Source organism: Glycomyces sp. NPDC021274 (genome assembly GCF_040641195.1).
Classification (GTDB): domain Bacteria; phylum Actinomycetota; class Actinomycetes; order Mycobacteriales; family Micromonosporaceae; genus Glycomyces.
The window spans coordinates 203,393-219,536 of sequence record NZ_JBFADC010000005.1 but is presented as its reverse complement, the minus strand read 5'-3'; the positions used below and the strand labels follow the sequence as shown (position 1 = coordinate 219,536).

Here is a 16,144-nt window from a genome sequence, read left to right as displayed (position 1 = left end):
CGGCCGACGGGTCCGCGACCCGCCCGTGCAGGAAGAAGGCCGGATCCCCGCCCGGCAAAGGTGGGGGATCCGGCGGACTGCGGCGGCGTCGCTACTCGCCGTGAAGCTGCTTGTAGGCCGTTGCGAAGAACTCGCGGGACTCCTCGAGGCCATCGGCCTTCCAGGCCTCGACCGCCGCGTCGTACTCGCTCATCTCCGCGCGGCCGTGGATGATGTCCTGCATCTTCTCGTTGAAGACCGTCCCCGCGGCGTGGCCCGATTCCGGTGCGGTCAACCGGAGCCCTTTGAAGAGGTCCTCGTCCAGGTACGGCTGCATCGCCGCGTCGAACGCGAAGCGGGCCTCGACGACATCGGCGGGCCCGTCGATGAACACCTGGGTCACGCCGCTCATCGCGGTGTAGGCGAACGAGTCCTGCTTCGCGATGTTGCCGGCCTCGGTGAACGCCGGCTTGCCGTCCGCGTCGTATTCGAAGTGCTCGCCTTCGATCCCGAAGGTGACCATCTCGTACTCCTTGGTGCCGTACGGGGCGGCGACGAAGTTGCACACGTCGAGGATCTCGGCGATCGCGTCTTCGCTCAGGTGCTTGCTGAGGAACAGCCAGCCGTCGATGCCGTGCGCGGCGAAGTAGACCGGGTCGCGGCCCTTGTAGTTCAGCGCGCCCAGGGCGCCGAGTTCGAAGTCGGGGTTCTCACCGGAGGTGCGGACCTCCGCGGTGAGCTCGGGCCAGCGGTTCCAGCCGTCCTGATCGAAGACGACCTCGCCGATCCGGTGCGCCGCCCGGTAGTCGAAGTCCGGGCTGCCCACACCGGGGTGGCGGAGCTTCTCGTCGGTCAGGGTGCGGTGGAATTCGACGTAGTCCTTGTACTCGGGGCGCTCGTAGTTGTGGACCATGCCTGAGCCGTCCCAGGACCAGCCGTTGCCGGCGGTCAGCCCGAACCAGGCCGGGGACATCCAGTCGGTCCCGGCGATGGCCCAGCGGCCCGCCGCGTCGTCCGACCAGGCGCGGGCGACCTCCAGCAGTCCCTCCACAGTGGTCGGGACCGCGAGATCGGCCGCGGCGAGCAGGTCGGCCCGGTAGAAGACGGCGTTGCCGGGCCCGCCCTTCAGGGTCCACGGGATCGCGTAGATCCCCGCGGTCTCCTGCGGCTTCTCGGGGTCGGTGGACCAGACGCAGTTGGCCCAGGCGTCGTCGCCTCGGCCGGCCAGCAGCGGCCAGCGCTCGGCGATGTCACCGGAGACGATGTCGGTGAGGTTCGCGAACCGGTTGACGACGGTCTCGTTGAAGTTCGCGTCGACGCCGCCCATCCAGGTCTGGAGGAAGATCGCGTCCCCGAACTCCTCGGCCTTGATCCACTGCACGGCGGCGTCGGCGTAGGTGTCGGCGGTGTTCTGGACGAACTCGATCCTCGTGCCGCCCGTGGCCTCCTGCATCGCGTCAAAATAGGGGTCGTCCTTGCTCATCGCCGGACCCCAGTTCGGGACGTAGACCTGATAGGAGCCGGAGTTGCTCGGCGGGTTCGGGATCGCCTGCGGGACAGGGCTGGGGTAGCTGAGGAAGGCGCTGGGGTGGTGCGGGGGTTCGCCGACGAGGTCGGGTCGGGCCGGGAGGGGCCATTCCCGGTATTCGGGGAGGAGGTCGAGGGTCTGGTCGAGTTCCTGCACGTTGCCTTCGCCGCCGCTGACGTCGGCGCAGCCGGCGGCGAGCGGCAGGCCGGCGGCGGCCGTGCCGATGCCGGCGGCTTTGAGCAGTGAGCGGCGCCTGAGCGGCGGCGTGTTCGAGGGATGGTTCATCTTGCGGTCCTCGCCGTTGAAGGGTTGGGAGGTGGCGGTTCCGGCCGTTTCGTCGCCGGGCCGCCGCGCAAGTACGATACGAAACTTCCATTTCTTTGTCAATTACCGAAACCAACTGATGGTCGGCGAAGCTCCAGTTTGACGTTTGACCTGCTGGTTCATTGCAACGATCGGTTCCGTTATGGGAAGCGGCGTATCGCCGTGAACAAACCAGCTGCGGCCAGCCGCGTTCCGCGAGCGTGCCGTCGCCTGTGGTTGCGGCGGCCATGGCCACGTGTTCCATCAGGTCCTGAGGGAAACTGCTAGCCAGTTCGTTGGCTCATCCGTCCGATCTCGTTGGCATCGTTTTGTTTCTTACTTGAACATAGATGATTGACTGATCGAAGCATTTATGTTTAGCTATCCCGAGGTCGGGTCAGTGATCAGTCACGATCGCCCGGCACGCCCGACCCTCCGACGGCGATCGACTCCAGAGAGGTCTCACCATGTCAGCGACACCCGCGCCCGGGAGGCGACGCCCGCTTCGCCGCGTGCTCCTCACGGTGCTCACCGCTGCGGCGACGGCAGCGGCCGCCGCCTTCTTCCTGCCCGCCGCCCAAGCCCAGACGCCCGGCTTCCACGTCGTCGGCAGCGACCTGGTGGACGCCAACGGGAACGTCTTCATCATGCGCGGCTCCACCCACCCCCACGAGTGGTACCAGGGCGAGACCGAAGCGATCGCGGACATGAGCGCGCTCGGCGCCAACACGGTCCGCGTCGTCCTCGGCTCAGGGCAGCAGTGGGGCCCGAGCCCCGCCGCCACCGTCGCGGACCTCATCGAGGAGTGCAAGGCCAACAAGGTCGTCTGCGTCCTCGAAGTCCACGACACCACCGGTTACGGCGACCAGTACGCCCCGAACGCCGCCAGCCTGGACCAGGCCGTCGACTACTGGGAGTCCATCAAGGACGTCCTGGTCGGCGAGGAGGAGTACATCCTCATCAACATCGGCAACGAGGCCTGGGGCAACGACAACGTCTCCGGCTGGGAGCCGGCCACCACGGCCGCGGTCGAGCGGATGCGCGAGATCGGCTTCGAGCACACGCTCGTGGTCGACGCCCCGAACTGGGGCCAGGACTGGACCAACACCATGCGCGACGGCGACGCCGCCCAGAACATCTTCGACGCAGACGTCCTGGGCAACACGGTCTTCTCCGTCCACATGTACAGCGTGTACGCCGAAGGCCAGACCGTCATCGACTACTTCGACGCGTTCGAGGCGAAGGGCCTGCCCTTGATCGTCGGCGAGTTCGGCCACGACACGCCCCTCACGATCGAAGAAGAGGCGCAAGAACGCGGCATCGGCTGGATCGCCTGGTCCTGGAGCGGCAACAGCAGCGTCGACCACGACCAGGTGATCGACTTCGACCCGAACCAGATGCGCCCGTGGGGCGAGCGGGTCTTCCACGGCGCCAACGGCATCGGGGCGACCGCTGAGCGGGCCACGATCTTCGACGGCGGCACCGAGCCGACCACTTCGGACGAACCGACCACCTCCCAGGAGCCGACCACCCCGGCCGAGGGCGACTGCACCGCCCGGATCGAGGTCGTGAGCGACTGGGGTTCGGGCTGGCAGGGGAACGTCAGCATCACCGCGGACCACGGCGCGGTCGACGGCTGGACCCTCACCTGGGACTGGCCCGGCGCACAGACGATCAGTTCGCACTGGAACGCCGACCTCACCCAGTCGGGGAAGACCGTGACCGCCTCGGACGTCGGCTGGAACGCCACCGTCTCGGCGGGGCAGACCCGCGGCGTCTTCGGGTTCATCGGCACCGGCCCGAGCACCGCGGCGGAGGTGAGCTGCGCCGCCGCCTAACACGTGAGCGCAGATCCGGCGCGCACGATCAAGGCCCTGCCGGTCGGTCCATGAGGGACGGACGACCGGCAGGGCCTCTGCCGTGCGTTCAGCCGCGCGGTTCGCGGGTGAGTTCGAGGACGAGCGCTTCGCCCGGTGCGAGCAGCGGCGGCTGGACACCGACCTCGGTGAGGACCGCGCCGGGCAGGAGCAGACCCTCCGCGAGCCACGGCGGCGGCGTGTCGTCCAACCCGCGCGGGACCTGCAGTTCCGCAACGGGCGCAACGCGATAGCGGCCGGTCGGGTCGAGTCCGGGGATGCGGAGCATCGGCGCGAGGGCGCGGTTCGCGGTGGCGTGCCGGGCGAGTCGCACCACCGCGCGGCTCCGGTCCTCACTGATCACTGCGGTGGCGGTCGCGCCGTCGTCACCCGTGTCGGGGTGGGTGAGCGCGCCCGAGTGCAGCAGGCCCCGGAGTCGGCGGTAAGCGGCGATGCCCTCGCGCAACCGGTCGAGTTCGCCTGGGGTGCAAGCGGTGATGTCCCATTCGATGCCGGCGGAGCCGAAGAGCGCTGTCGCGATCCGGAAGTCCAGGCTCGCGGCGCGGTGGGTGGTGTGGGCGACCTCGGGGCCGACGTGCGAGCCGATGAGTTCGAGCGGCAGGAGCAGTTCGGTCCAGCGCTGGATCGCGAGGCGCTCGATCGGGTCGTTCGTGTCCGAGGCCCACACCCGGTCGGTGCGTTCGAGGACGCCCAGGTCGACCCGCGCGCCGCCCGAAGCGCAGGACTCGATCTCGAGCGAAGGACGGTCGGCCCGCAGCCGGTCGAGCAGGCGGTACACGGCCTCGGTGTGGCGGTGGACGTTCGCCCGGCCCTCGTGCACGGCCTCGATCAGGTCGCGGTTCTGGTCCCACTTGATGTAGTCGAGGCCGTATTCGTCGACGATCACTGAGATGGCCGTGCGCAGGTACTCGAACGCCGCCGGGTGGGCGACGTTGAGCACGTACTGGCCGCGCCAGGGCCGGATACCCGCGTCGAGCGGCTGGAGCATCCAGTCGGGATGAGCGCGGGCGAGGTCGGAGTCGGGGTTGACCATCTCGGGCTCGAACCACAGCCCGAACTGCATGCCCAGGGAGCGGACCCTGTCCGCGATCGGATGCAGCCCTTCGGGCCAGACTTCGGCGTCGACGGTCCAGTCGCCCAGGCCCGCACTGTCGTCGCGGCGGCCCCGGAACCAGCCGTCGTCGAGCACGAACCGCTCGACGCCGATGCTCGCGGCCGTGTCGGCGAGCGCGGCGAGCCGGGCCAGGTCGTGCTGGAAGTAGACCGCTTCCCAGGTGTTGAGCACGACCGGCCGCGGACCGCGCGGGTGTGCGGGCCGGGACCGCAGGGAGCGGTGCAGGCGGGCGCCGATCCCGTCGGTGCCGGCGTCGCTCCAGACGAAGACGCCTGTCGGGGTGCGGAACGACTCCCCGGGCGCGAGTTCGATCTCGCCGGCGCGCAGGAGCGGCCCGACGCCCACGAGTGGCCGGGCTTCGGGGAGCGCGTCGTGGCGGTAGACGGCGTCGCCGCTCCACGCGAGGTGGACGGCCCAGAGCTCGCCGGCGTCCGCCGAGAACCCGGGCGTGCCGAGGGCGAGGACGAACGGGGCGTCGTGGCCGGTGCGCCCGCGCCGCGTCTCGCGCACATGGCTGCCCTGCGCGAGGGGCCGGCGCTGCGGTGCCCTTTCGCGGGTCCAGCGGCCGGTGAAGTCGAGGACCTCGCCGACGCGGTCGCCTACGGGCAGCACGGTTTCCAGGCCGGTGAGCGCGAGCGGCTCGGCGGCGGTGTTGGTGAGCTCGTGCGCGAGGCGCAGGACGCCCGCGTCGTCGAGCGAGAGGTCGGTGTCGAGGGCGAGGCCGTCGGCCGCGGCGCGGACGTGCAGCCGTGCGGGCTCGGTCCGGACTTCGGTGACGGCCCACCGGGGGTGTTCGGTGCGGCCGGCGCGGTGGGCCGCGAACCCCGGGCGTCCTTCCCAGCCGTCGTGCTCGCCGGGGAGCAGTGTGAGCGGCCACGGCTCGTCCAGCGCGCTCGGCGAGACCGGCCGCGCGCGGGCCAGCCGCAGTCCGGCGAGGTCGCCGGGTGCGAGTTCGCCCAGGTCGCGGCCCCAGTGCAGCACCTGCGGCAGTCCGTCGTCGGCGACGTCCACGACCACCGCGACGCCGCCGCCGCGCAGGACCCGGATCGGTTCGGCGGGCTCGGGTGCGCCGGCACCGCGCGAGGGCCGGTCCGGCCTCGGGTGGGGCGGTGCCGGGGCGATGGCGGATGCGGGCTCGTTCATGCGGGCCTCTCGAAGACGACTGCAGCGGACGCCCAAGTATGCGCACGGGCCGTTGCTTTGTCAATCGCGCTTTGTCAATCAATGAAACTAATGAGGGGCGGCTTTCCGGTATCAGAAGCGGAGGCAGGAGCGGATCGCGAGGACGGCCCCGGCGCGGGCCCACTCCACGAACTCGAACGGCTGGATGTCGAAGGTGATGGGAGCGCCGTAGGGGTGGCGGTGGGCCTCGATCGCGGCCGCGATCTCGGTTCGGGCGAACTCGGTGACCGCGATGCCGTCGCCGGTGACCACGATCTTCTCAGGGTCCATGGTGTTGGCCACGGTCGCCACCAGGACGCCGAGCGCGCGCCCGGCTTCGGCGAAGGCCCGCAGGGCCGCGTGGTCGTGGTTCCGGGCCAGCGCCACGACCGCGTCGTAGTCGAGGCCGGGGGTGCGCAGCGAGCCGACGATCGAACCGTTCGGCAGGTAGGAGCTGACGCAGCCGCGGTGCCCCTGCCCGCATTGCGGGCCGTTCGAGTCCACGAGCTGGTGGTCGACCCGGGCGCTCTTGCCGTGCGCGCCGGTGACGACCTTGCCGTCCACGACCAGGCCGAGGCCGACCCCGGCGCCCACGGTGAGCAGCGCCATCGAGTCGTACCCGGCGCCGACCCCGAACCAGTGCTCAGCGGCCGTCAGGGACCGCACGTCGTTCTCGGTGGCGACCGGGATGCCCAGGCGCTCGCCGGCCAGTGCGGCGAGTTCGACCTGCTGCCAGCCGAGGAACACCGACTGGGCGACGACCTGGCGGCCCTCCGCCTCCGTGACGTCCCCGGGGAGGGCGATGCCCGCGGCCGTGATGTCGGGGTGGACGGCCTTGAGGCGGTCGTGGACTTCGCCGATCTGCGCGACGACGTCGTCGACGGCTTTGGCGCGCAGCGGTTCGTCGTGGGAGGTGAGGACGTTCGCGGTGAGGTCGGTGACCACGGCGAACAGGGCCTCTTTGGTGAGTTTGACCCCGAGGAAGCTGCGCGCTTCGGGGCGGACGTGGAGCAGTTCGCTGGGGCGGCCGGTGGCGCCGCGCAGCTCTGAGGCGCCTTCGGCGACGAAGCCGTGGTCGACCAGCGTGCGGGTGACGCGGGTGAGGCTCGCGCGGGACATGCCGAGCTGCCGGGCGATCTCGGCGCGCGACTTCGGGCCGTGGATCAGCAGCTCGCGCAAGGCCTGGCGCTCGACGCCGCCCAGGGCCGGCCACGGCTCGGGTCCCGCGTTCTCGAAGCCGGTCGAACTCGTCATGGAAGCTCCTCGCTTTGTTTCGGGTGAAGCCTACCGGCTCGAAGCGAGTAGGCGTCCTTGCCAATATGTCAGCGATTGCGGTGATAACCGCCCGAGTAGCACGCCGACTTGATTTCATCTGTTGACAAAGTATTGCGGGCTGTGTACCGTACTGCGCACCAGGCAGGCCATGGAAATACTTCGATCTCGGCGTGGCCGGCCCGGGCAAATCCGCATCCCCCGCTGAAGGACGAGGACGACGACATGCCTGCTCCCTCTGACGAATCGCCGTTCCGGCGCCGCTCACTGCTCAAAGCGGCCGGCATCGGCACCGCCGGCGCCGCCGGCATCCCCCTGCTGTCCGCCTGCGGCGAGGTCAGCGGCGGCGAGGGCAACGTGCAGGAGGTCGACCAGACACTCGACATCCTGCCCTCCTACCAGGAGTGGCCGCTCCCGATCGAACCCGACCTCATCGGCGAGCCGCCCAACCACCCCAGCGGCTACCTCGCCTACCCGAACCCGCCCGCGAAGGCGATCGCGAACCCGCCGAGCAACTCCGGGTCGTACCAGGTGTACGTCCCCAACTGGGGGCCGACCCTCTCGAAGGACGACCCTTACCTCCTCGCGATGCAGGAGGCGACGGGCGGCACGAAGATCGAGTTCGTCCAGAGCGACGGCGAGGCGTTCGCCGAGGCGTCGACCCAGTGGATCCAGGCCGAGGAGTTCGGCGACGCGATCTTCATGTTCGGGTGGATGACCAACTCCCACGCCAACTTCAACGAGACCGTCGTCAACCGGTTCGCCGACATCACCGACATCGTATCCGGGGACATCGCCGAGCGCTGGCCGCTGCTGGCCGGTCGCGGCGACGCCGCCTGGGCCGACTCGGTCTGGTCCTCCGACCCTGAGAAGCCGCAGGAGACCGCCGGGATCTACGGCGTCCCGTGGGGCCTGGGCGGCGGACCCGGCAACGCGTTCTTCCACCGCGCCGACCTCATGGCCGAAGCCGGGTACGAGGTGCCGACCACGGTCGAGGAACTGCTCGAGCTCGCGCGCGACTGGACCGACGACAAGGCCGGCCGGTGGGCGATCGGCGCGACCGACTACATGTCCAGGGCCTGGTTCCGGCTCGAGTCCACCGGCTGGCTGTGGGACGGCTCGGGCCTGGTCCACAACTACGAGCGCTCCGAGTTCAAGGAGTGGGTCCAGTTCCAGCGCACCCTGACCGACGAGGGACTGCGCCACCCCAGCGTCGGCAGCGCCGACTTCGACGGCAAGACCCTCCAGCGGACCGGCGAGATCCTGTTCGACCAGGACGGCTGGAGCCGCTGGTGGCAGATGACGACCGAAGTGCGGGCCACCGGCGAGAACCCCGCGTTCGAACTCGGGCCGGTCGGCGCGCTCACCTTCCAGGGCCGCGAGCCGATGTACCACTCCGCGTGGGGCGTCGGCGGCTGGCTGTTCTTCCGCAAGGACCTCGGGCAGGACGCGATCGCCGAACTGCTCGACGTCTCGAACTACGTGGCGGCCCCGTACGGCACGAAGGAGTACGAGACGGTCCAGTTCGGTTTCGAGGGCCGGCAGTTCGAGTACGACGCGGACGGCAGGCCCGCGCTCACCGAGGCCGGCGTCCGCGGCTTCCAGGACTCCCTGTCCTACACCGCGATGAGCGGCACCACCGAGTACCTGCTCGAAGGCCCCGCCGACATCATCGAGGCCCGGTTCGCGTTCGACGAGGCGATCCTGCCGTACCTCGACACGAACCCGTTCGCGGGACTGCGCCTGACCAGCCCCGAAGCCGGCACGAACGCCGGAGCGGTCATGGACGAGAAGGTCAACGACATCATCTACGGCCGCGCCGAACTCAGCGAACTGGACGCGGCCGTCGCGACCTGGAAGTCCGAAGGCGGCGACGAGGCCCGCGAGTTCTACGAGCAGGCCTACAAGCAGCTGCACGACGAGTGACGCCGCGCGGGCGGGACCGGCCCCGCCCGCGCACCACTATGGACGTGACCGACGAGCGACCCCTGCGGAGATGACGAGAGCGACATGGCAGTGACAGCAGAGCCGGCGGCGCCCGCCGCGGCCCCGAAGCCCCCCGCGACCAAGCCCAGGCGCAAGCCCCTGCGCCACCGCCTGCGGCTGGACTGGCCGCTGGTCGTGCTCACCGTGCCCGCGCTGGCGCAGCTGGCGATCTTCTTCTACGCCCCCTCGGCGTACAGCGTCATCGCGTTCATGGACTACAGCCCGTACCGGTCGCTGTGGGAGAACCCGATCGTGGGGTTCACCCACTTCCAGATCCTCTTCCAGGACCCGTACTTCGTCGACGCGCTCCTCAACACCCTCAAGTTCGCGTTCGCGCAGCTGGCGTTCGTGTTCCCGTTCTCGATCGTGCTCGCGCTGGTCATGCACTCGGTGATCTCCACGAAGCTGCGCAGCACGTTCCAGTCGATCGTGTACCTGCCCTACTTCTTCTCCTGGGTGCTGGTCGTCTCGGTCTTCACCCAGGTGCTGGGCCAGGACGGCCTGTTCAGCCGCTGGCTGGTCGGCATGGGCGGCGAACGGCTCGACATCATGCGCGACCCCGACAGCTTCATGTTCCTGGCGTGGCTGCAGTGGACCTGGAAGGACGCCGGCTGGGGCATGATCATCTTCCTCGCGGCCCTCGCCTCGATCAACCCCGCGCTCTACGAGGCGGCGGCGGTCGACGGCGCCAACCGCTGGAGGCGCCTGTGGCACATCACCCTGCCCAGCATCCGCCCCGTCATCGTCCTGCTGCTCATCCTCCAGCTCGGCGGCATCCTCTCGGTCGGCTTCGAGCAGTACCAGCTGCAGCGGGCCGCGGTCGGCTGGGGCGCTGCCGAAGTGCTCGACACGTTCGTCTACTACCGGACCATCCTGTCCTCCAACGGCGAATCCCTCGGCACCGCCGCAGGCCTGTTCAAGGGCGTCATCGGGCTGCTGCTCATCCTCGCCGCCAACCACATCGCCCACCGCCTCGGAGAGCAAGGGATCTACCAGAAGTCATGAGCACCCTCACCGCAACCCGCCCTCGCCGCCGCCGCGACCAGCGCCCCGTCTGGGACGAGGAGCCGTCGTTCGTCGGCAAGTCCGCGAAGGCGCTGTTCCTGCTCGTCTACGCCGCCGCGATCATCATTCCCCTGTGGGCGGTGCTCGCCACGAGCCTCGCCACCGACGAAGCGCTCGCCAGAAGCGGCGGCGACATGATCTTCCTGCCCACCGACGTGAGCTTCCAGGCCTACCGCGAGATCCTCTCCGGCGGCGCGGTCACCAAGTCGCTGCTGTTCACGCTCATGCTCACGGCCGTGGGCACCGCCATCAGCCTGGTCCTCACCGTCGGCGCGGCCTACGGGCTGTCGCGGCCCGGCTCGGTGTGGCACCGCAAGTTCCTCACCGCCATCCTCATCACCCTCCTGTTCGCCCCCGGCATGTACCCGTCGTACCTGGTCGTGCAGGACCTCGGGCTGCTGAACAACATGTGGGCGCTCATCCTCCCGGTGTGCTTCTCCGCGTGGAACCTCATCGTGCTGCGCACCTTCTTCATGACGAGCGTCCCCGGCGAGTTGATCGACGCCGCGAAGATCGACGGCGCCGGCGAGTTCCGGACCCTGTTCAAAGTGGTGCTGCCGATGTCGAAGGCGATCCTCGCGGTCATCGGCCTGTTCTACGCCGTCGGCTACTGGAACACGTACTTCATCTCCGTGCTCTACACGCCCGGCCTGGAGACCAAACCCATCCAGGTGCTCATCCAGCAGTGGCTCATCGCCTCCACCGGACCCGCCGGCCAGGACGCCGCCGCCGCGGCCGCGATCTCCTCGGGAATGGAGAACGCCCCGGCCGCCTCGCTCAAGATGGCCGCCGTCGTCTGCACCATCATCCCGATCGTGATCATGTACCCGTTCATCCAGAAGCACTTCACGAAGGCCGTCATCACCGGCGCCATCAAAGGCTGACGCGATGCCGGGGTTCGGCCGATTTGCCCGTACGGCAACGTGAACTGTGCTAGCGCTTTAGCATCGGGCTATGCAGATAAGCGCAGAAGGAACAGTCGTCGAGGAACTGGTACGGGCCGCCGATGCATCGCCCTCCGGCAGGGCGGGCCGGACGGTGCACGGAGGCAGCGGACGGATCCTCGGCCAGACCCTCATCGCCCTCAACCGCGGCGCGGTCCTGGACGACAACCCCAACCCGGCCGAGACCACCTTCCTCGTCATCCGCGGCCGCGTCCGCCTCTCCGCGAACGGCGAGTCCACCACGGGCGGCCCCTTCGAACTCCTCCCCGTCCCCGACGTGGGCGACTACGACCTCGAAGTGCTCGAGGACGCGGTCGTCCTCATCACCGTGGCCCGACCGTCCGATTGAGGCACTCGGCCTCGGCATGGACCGTAATTCGGGCTCCAGCAGGGAGTCTCGGTACGCCGCCAGGTGCGCCGCGGCCGCCATGAATCCCCGATCGTGGCGCTCCCGGCGCTGCGCCTCGAACCGCGGGTCGCCGGCGGTGATGCGCTGCCGCAGGAACATGCCGGTCGAGTGCAGGCGCAGGATCGCGTCGTCCACCACGTCCTCCGGGTCGAGCCCTCCGTAGGCCTCGCACAGCAGGGCGAGCCGGGCACGCCGGTCCGGCGGGCGGTCCCATCCCCAGCTCGAGAGGTCGTCGCCCAGGTGGAACGGCACGAACTGGTGCGCGAGGTAGGCCATGTCCCAGGACCGGGTCATCGGCCCGGCCGCGTCCCAGTCGATGATGCCGACCACCTCAGCGCCCTCGAACACGATGTTCCACGGGGCCAGGTCGCCGTGCCCGATGACGTCGAGGTCCCGGACCGGTCGGCAGGTCTCGAGCGGATGCCACTCGTAGTCCCCGCGACCGGCGAAGGACGCCGAGAGGTCATGGATCGTGCGCGCGGCCCGCGCCACCGAGACGAGCGCGTCCTCTGACCGCAGGTCCGCCGTCAGCGGCGGATAGCCGGTCACGCCCGGAATATAGGAGAGCCGCTCGCGCTGCTCGGACGCCTCGAGCACCCGGGGCGTCAGCGCGCAGCCCTCGGCCTCGAAATGCCGCAGCAGCGCAAGCGAACCCGCGTTGTCGACCGCGGGATGCCGCACCACGGTGCCGCCCTCGCAGCGCACGTTCGCGAACCGGCCCCGCGCCATCTCGTCGATCGGATCGGCTGACATCCCGTGTGACCTCGCTGTCCTCGCGGTGGCGAAAGCAATCTCGAATGCACGTCTGGTTCGCTCCGCGACGCCCGTCAAAGAGGTGGAAGCCGCACCGACGAACCCGAAGGAAGTCAACCATGGAAGCCCGGATGACCAACCCCGCCTTTCTCATCCCCGAGGCCCACCAGGCCATCGTCATGCTCCACAAGGCGATCACCTCGAGCGGCGTGCCGGAGAGCACCCTCGAACTGGTGCACCTGCGCGTCAGCCAGATCAACGGCTGCGCCGGCTGCGTCGTCTTCGGGGTCCACCAGGCGACGCAGCGTGGCGAGACGGACGAGCGGCTCCACGCCGTCGCCGTCTGGCGCGAATCGCCGCTGTTCACCGAGGCCGAGCGCGCCGCGCTCGCGCTGGGCGAAGCCGCGACGAGGATCGCCGACCGGCCGGACGCGGTCACCGACGAGACCTGGCGCGAAGCCGCCGAGCACTACGATGAGAAGGCGCTCGCCGCGATCCTCCTGATGATCGGCGTCACGAACCTCTTCAACCGCCTCAACGTCGTGACGAAGCAACCCGCGATCATCGACAAGTAGCCGGCAAGCCGGTGGCGCCCACCGCGCCACCGGCCCCCTTTTCCTACGGAGGCAGGGAAACAAGACCGATGGACGCAGCAAATCTGCCGGCCGAGCGCTTCGAGGAGCACCGGGCTCACCTGCTCGCGGTGGCCTACCGGATGCTCGGTTCGCTGAGCGAGGCCGAGGACGCGGTCCAGGAGACGTGGATCAAGGCCGCCCGCGCCGACGTCAGCGGGGTCGCGAACCTCGCGGGCTGGTTGACCACCGTGGTCAGCCGGGTGTGCCTGGACCTGCTGCGCTCGCGCAAGTCGCGGCGTGAGGACCCGCTCGAGGAGCGGCCCGCCGAGCCCGTGGTGCGCCTGCGCCGGCGCACCGACCCCGAGGCCGAGCTGGTCATGGCCGACTCGGTCGGGTTGGCGCTCCTGGTCGTCATGGAGGCGCTGTCACCGGCCGAGCGGCTGGCGTTCGTGCTGCACGACCTGTTCGCAGTGCCGTTCGCGGACATCGCCCCGATCGTGGGCCGCAGCCCGGAGACGACGCAGCGGATCGCGAGCCGGGCCCGGCGCCGGGTCCGGGACCGGGGCGAGGTGCGCGGCGGGGACCGGGTCCGCCGCTTCCGCGCGGTCGACGCGTTCCTGCGGGCGTCGAGGCACGGCGAGTTCGCGACGCTGCTGTCGATGCTGGACCCCGACGCGACCTACCGGCCGGACGAGGCGGCGCGCCGCCTCGGGGCCGGAACCGAGGTGCACGGCGGCCGGACCATCGCGGAGCAGTTCTGCGGTGGAGGCCACTGGACGCGGGCGGCGCTCTTGGACGGCGAGCCCGGTGTGGTCCTGGCGCCGCGCGGCAGACTGCGGCTGGTCCTGACGGTGTCGTTCAAGGGCGACAAGATCGCCGCGATCGAAGCGGTCGGCGATCCCGCGCGGCTGGACGCGCTGGAGCTGCGCGTCATGCACGCCGAATAGCTCGGCAACGACGAACCGCCGGTCGCGCCGCCTCGAAGGCGGGGCGCAGTCGCGGAGCCCGCGCTCGACCAGTACGGCTGCCCGCCGCACCCAACTCTTCCGCGACGTCATTGTTAAACGCCACACCACCAGACTCGATGAGCGTGGACACCCTCCGGTGGCGCAGTAGTATCGGTACCGTCTTCCGGCACCGTCCCAATGCCGTCTCGGTGCGAGTCCGACGCCTCTCCTGAACGGTGCTGTATGTCCTCTGCCGCATTGCCCGCGCTCCGCCGTGCCCGTTTCACGCTGCCCAGACCGCTCGCGCCGTTCCTGCGCACCGAACTGCTCGCCGGTCTGCTGGTCGCGCTCGCGCTGATCCCCGAGGCGATCGCGTTCTCGATCATCGCCGGCGTCGACCCCCGGGTCGGCCTGTTCGCCTCCTTCGTGATGGCCTGCTCGATCGCGTTCCTCGGCGGGCGGCCCGCCATGATCTCCGCCGCGACCGGCGCAATGGCCCTCGTGGCCGCCCCCTTGGTCGCCTCGCACGGCGTCGACTACCTGATCGCCGCGACCGTCCTCGCGGGCCTGATCCAGGTGGTGCTGGCGTTCACCGGGGTCGCGAAGCTGATGCGGTTCATCCCCCGCAGCGTCCTCACCGGGTTCATCAACGCCCTCGCGATCTTGATCTTCATGGCGCAGATCCCGCACTTCTGGGGCGCGAGCTGGGTCGTGTGGGCCCTCATCGGCGCCGGGCTGGCCGTCATCTGGGGCCTGCCCCTGGTCTTCAAGGCCGTCCCTTCGCCGCTGGTGGCGATCGTCGCGCTCACTGCGGCCACGGTCGCTTTCGGGATCGCGGTGCCGAACGTGGGCGACATGGGCGAACTGCCTTCGGGCCTGCCGTTCCTCGCCCTCCCCGACGTCCCGTTCGACCTCGACACCCTGAGCGTGATCGCGCCGTACGCGATCGGCCTCGCCGCGGTCGGGCTGCTGGAGTCGTTGATGACCGCGAAGGTCGTGGACGACGCCACCGACACCCGCTCCAACAAGACCCGCGAAGCCGCGGGCCAGGGCATCGGGAACGTGCTGGTCGGATTCTTCGGCGGCATGGCCGGGTGCGCGATGATCGGCCAGACCATGATCAACGTCAAGTCGGGTGCGCGTTCGCGCCTCTCGACGTTCTCGGCCGGGTTCTTCCTGCTCATCCTCATCGTCGTCCTCGGCGGCGTGGTCGCGCAGATCCCCATGGCCGCCCTGGTCGCCGTCATGGTCTTCGTGTCCGCGGTGACCTTCGACTGGCACTCCGTCCGCCCCAGGACCTTGAAGAAGATGCCGGTCTCCGAGACCATCGTCATGATCACCACCGTCGCCGCCACCGTGGCGACACACAACCTCGCCATCGGCGTCGGCGCGGGGGTCATCGTCGCGATGGTCGCCTTCGCCCGCCGCGTGGCCCACGTCGTGGAGGTCACCAGCGTCACCGACCCCGAGGGCGGCTCCGTGATCTACGCGGTCACCGGCCAGCTGTTCTTCGCCTCGTCGAACGACCTGGTCCACTGCTTCGACTACGACGGCGACCCCGGCAAGGTCGTCATCGACCTCTCCGACGCGCGCGTGTGGGACGCCTCCACGGTCTCGGCACTGGACGCGATCGAAGCGAAGTACCACGCGCGGGGCAAGACCGTCGAGATCGTCGGGCTCGACCACCGCAGCGCCGAACTCCACGGCGAACTCACCGGCACGCTCTCCGGCGGCCACTGACCCGCGAGTGCGCGCGTTCCGCTGATCAGCGCTTCGACGCGGTCTCGTCGGCGGGTGCGAGTGCGGCGATCCTGTCGGCCACGTCGGCGGCGAACTCCTCCGCGCCGACCAGCTGCTCCCGCATCAGAGCACACCGGGCGCGGGCGATGGCGTGGAACGCGGCCAGGGACGAGCGCAGCGCGGCGGCCTCGTCGGGGCCGACATCCCCGGCGCTGGACCGGTCGAGGGCGGCCAGCAGGTCGCGGATCTGGTCGAGCGAGAGGTCGAGCGGCTTGAGCTTGCGGATCAGCCACAGGCGGCGCACATCGGCCTCTGAGTAGAGGCGGAACCGGCCCTGGCTGCGCCCTGAGGGCACCACCAGGCCGACCTCCTCGTAGTAGCGGATCGTCCGCAGGCTCAAGGAGGTCCGGTCGGCCACCTCGCCGATCTGCATGAACTCGCCCTCGTCCATCGCCACCCCGCCCTCTGTGTCCAGGAACGCAACCCTACCG

General features: G+C 69.8%; 12 protein-coding genes. 7 read left to right on the top strand and 5 right to left on the bottom strand.

Features of this window, described 5'->3' with window-relative positions; translation table 11 throughout:
- Positions 1-91: 91 nt before the first annotated feature.
- A complete protein-coding gene (locus AB0I03_RS14055) occupies positions 92-1,792 on the bottom strand; it encodes a hypothetical protein (RefSeq protein ID WP_360411701.1) in 1,701 nt (566 codons plus the stop codon).
- Between the two features lie 485 nt (positions 1,793-2,277).
- Between AB0I03_RS14055 and AB0I03_RS14050 the strand changes: the two genes are divergently transcribed.
- Entirely contained in the window at positions 2,278-3,648 is a 1,371-nt protein-coding gene (locus AB0I03_RS14050) for a cellulase family glycosylhydrolase (RefSeq protein ID WP_360411698.1), read from the top strand.
- 88 nt (positions 3,649-3,736) lie between these two features.
- Here AB0I03_RS14050 and AB0I03_RS14045 read toward each other — a convergent pair whose 3' ends face one another.
- Positions 3,737-5,944 (bottom strand): alpha-galactosidase, encoded by a 2,208-nt coding sequence (locus tag AB0I03_RS14045; RefSeq protein WP_360411695.1) that lies wholly within the window; start codon positions 5,942-5,944, stop codon positions 3,737-3,739.
- A 111-nt stretch (positions 5,945-6,055) separates the two neighbouring features.
- A complete protein-coding gene (locus AB0I03_RS14040; protein ID WP_360411692.1) occupies positions 6,056-7,216 on the bottom strand; it encodes an ROK family transcriptional regulator in 1,161 nt (386 codons plus the stop codon).
- Positions 7,217-7,459: 243 nt separating this feature from the next.
- On the opposite strand from AB0I03_RS14040, the gene AB0I03_RS14035 reads away from it, so the two are divergent.
- From AB0I03_RS14035 to AB0I03_RS14025, 3 genes are all read left to right on the top strand, one after another.
- Positions 7,460-9,160 (top strand): hypothetical protein, encoded by a 1,701-nt coding sequence (locus AB0I03_RS14035; RefSeq protein WP_360411689.1) that lies wholly within the window; start codon positions 7,460-7,462, stop codon positions 9,158-9,160.
- Positions 9,161-9,244: 84 nt separating this feature from the next.
- Positions 9,245-10,225 (top strand): ABC transporter permease subunit, encoded by a 981-nt coding sequence (locus AB0I03_RS14030; protein ID WP_360411686.1) that lies wholly within the window; start codon positions 9,245-9,247, stop codon positions 10,223-10,225.
- On the top strand, positions 10,222-11,169 hold the full coding sequence (locus tag AB0I03_RS14025; RefSeq protein ID WP_360411683.1) for a carbohydrate ABC transporter permease: 948 nt from the start codon (positions 10,222-10,224) through the stop codon (positions 11,167-11,169). The genes AB0I03_RS14030 and AB0I03_RS14025 overlap by 4 nt, the downstream gene beginning before the upstream one ends.
- 49 nt (positions 11,170-11,218) lie before the next feature.
- Here AB0I03_RS14025 and AB0I03_RS14020 read toward each other — a convergent pair whose 3' ends face one another.
- Complete coding sequence (locus AB0I03_RS14020; protein WP_360411680.1) at positions 11,219-12,391, bottom strand: phosphotransferase; 1,173 nt, start codon at positions 12,389-12,391, stop codon at positions 11,219-11,221.
- 119 nt (positions 12,392-12,510) lie between these two features.
- Between AB0I03_RS14020 and AB0I03_RS14015 the strand changes: the two genes are divergently transcribed.
- The 3 genes from AB0I03_RS14015 (at position 12,511) to AB0I03_RS14005 (ending at position 15,653) form a co-directional block, all read left to right on the top strand.
- On the top strand, positions 12,511-12,966 hold the full coding sequence (locus AB0I03_RS14015) for a carboxymuconolactone decarboxylase family protein (RefSeq protein ID WP_360411677.1): 456 nt from the start codon (positions 12,511-12,513) through the stop codon (positions 12,964-12,966).
- Positions 12,967-13,034: 68 nt separating this feature from the next.
- Positions 13,035-13,913, top strand: a complete 879-nt coding sequence (locus AB0I03_RS14010; RefSeq protein WP_360411674.1) for a sigma-70 family RNA polymerase sigma factor — start codon at positions 13,035-13,037, stop codon at positions 13,911-13,913.
- 243 nt (positions 13,914-14,156) lie between these two features.
- A complete protein-coding gene (locus AB0I03_RS14005; RefSeq protein ID WP_360411671.1) occupies positions 14,157-15,653 on the top strand; it encodes a SulP family inorganic anion transporter in 1,497 nt (498 codons plus the stop codon).
- 25 nt (positions 15,654-15,678) lie between these two features.
- Here the strand turns inward: AB0I03_RS14005 and AB0I03_RS14000 are convergent, their stop codons facing one another.
- The gene (locus AB0I03_RS14000; RefSeq protein WP_360412206.1) at positions 15,679-16,104 is read right to left on the bottom strand and encodes a MerR family transcriptional regulator; all 426 of its coding nucleotides are present in this window, start codon (positions 16,102-16,104) and stop codon (positions 15,679-15,681) included.
- Between the last annotated feature and the right edge of the window lie 40 nt (positions 16,105-16,144).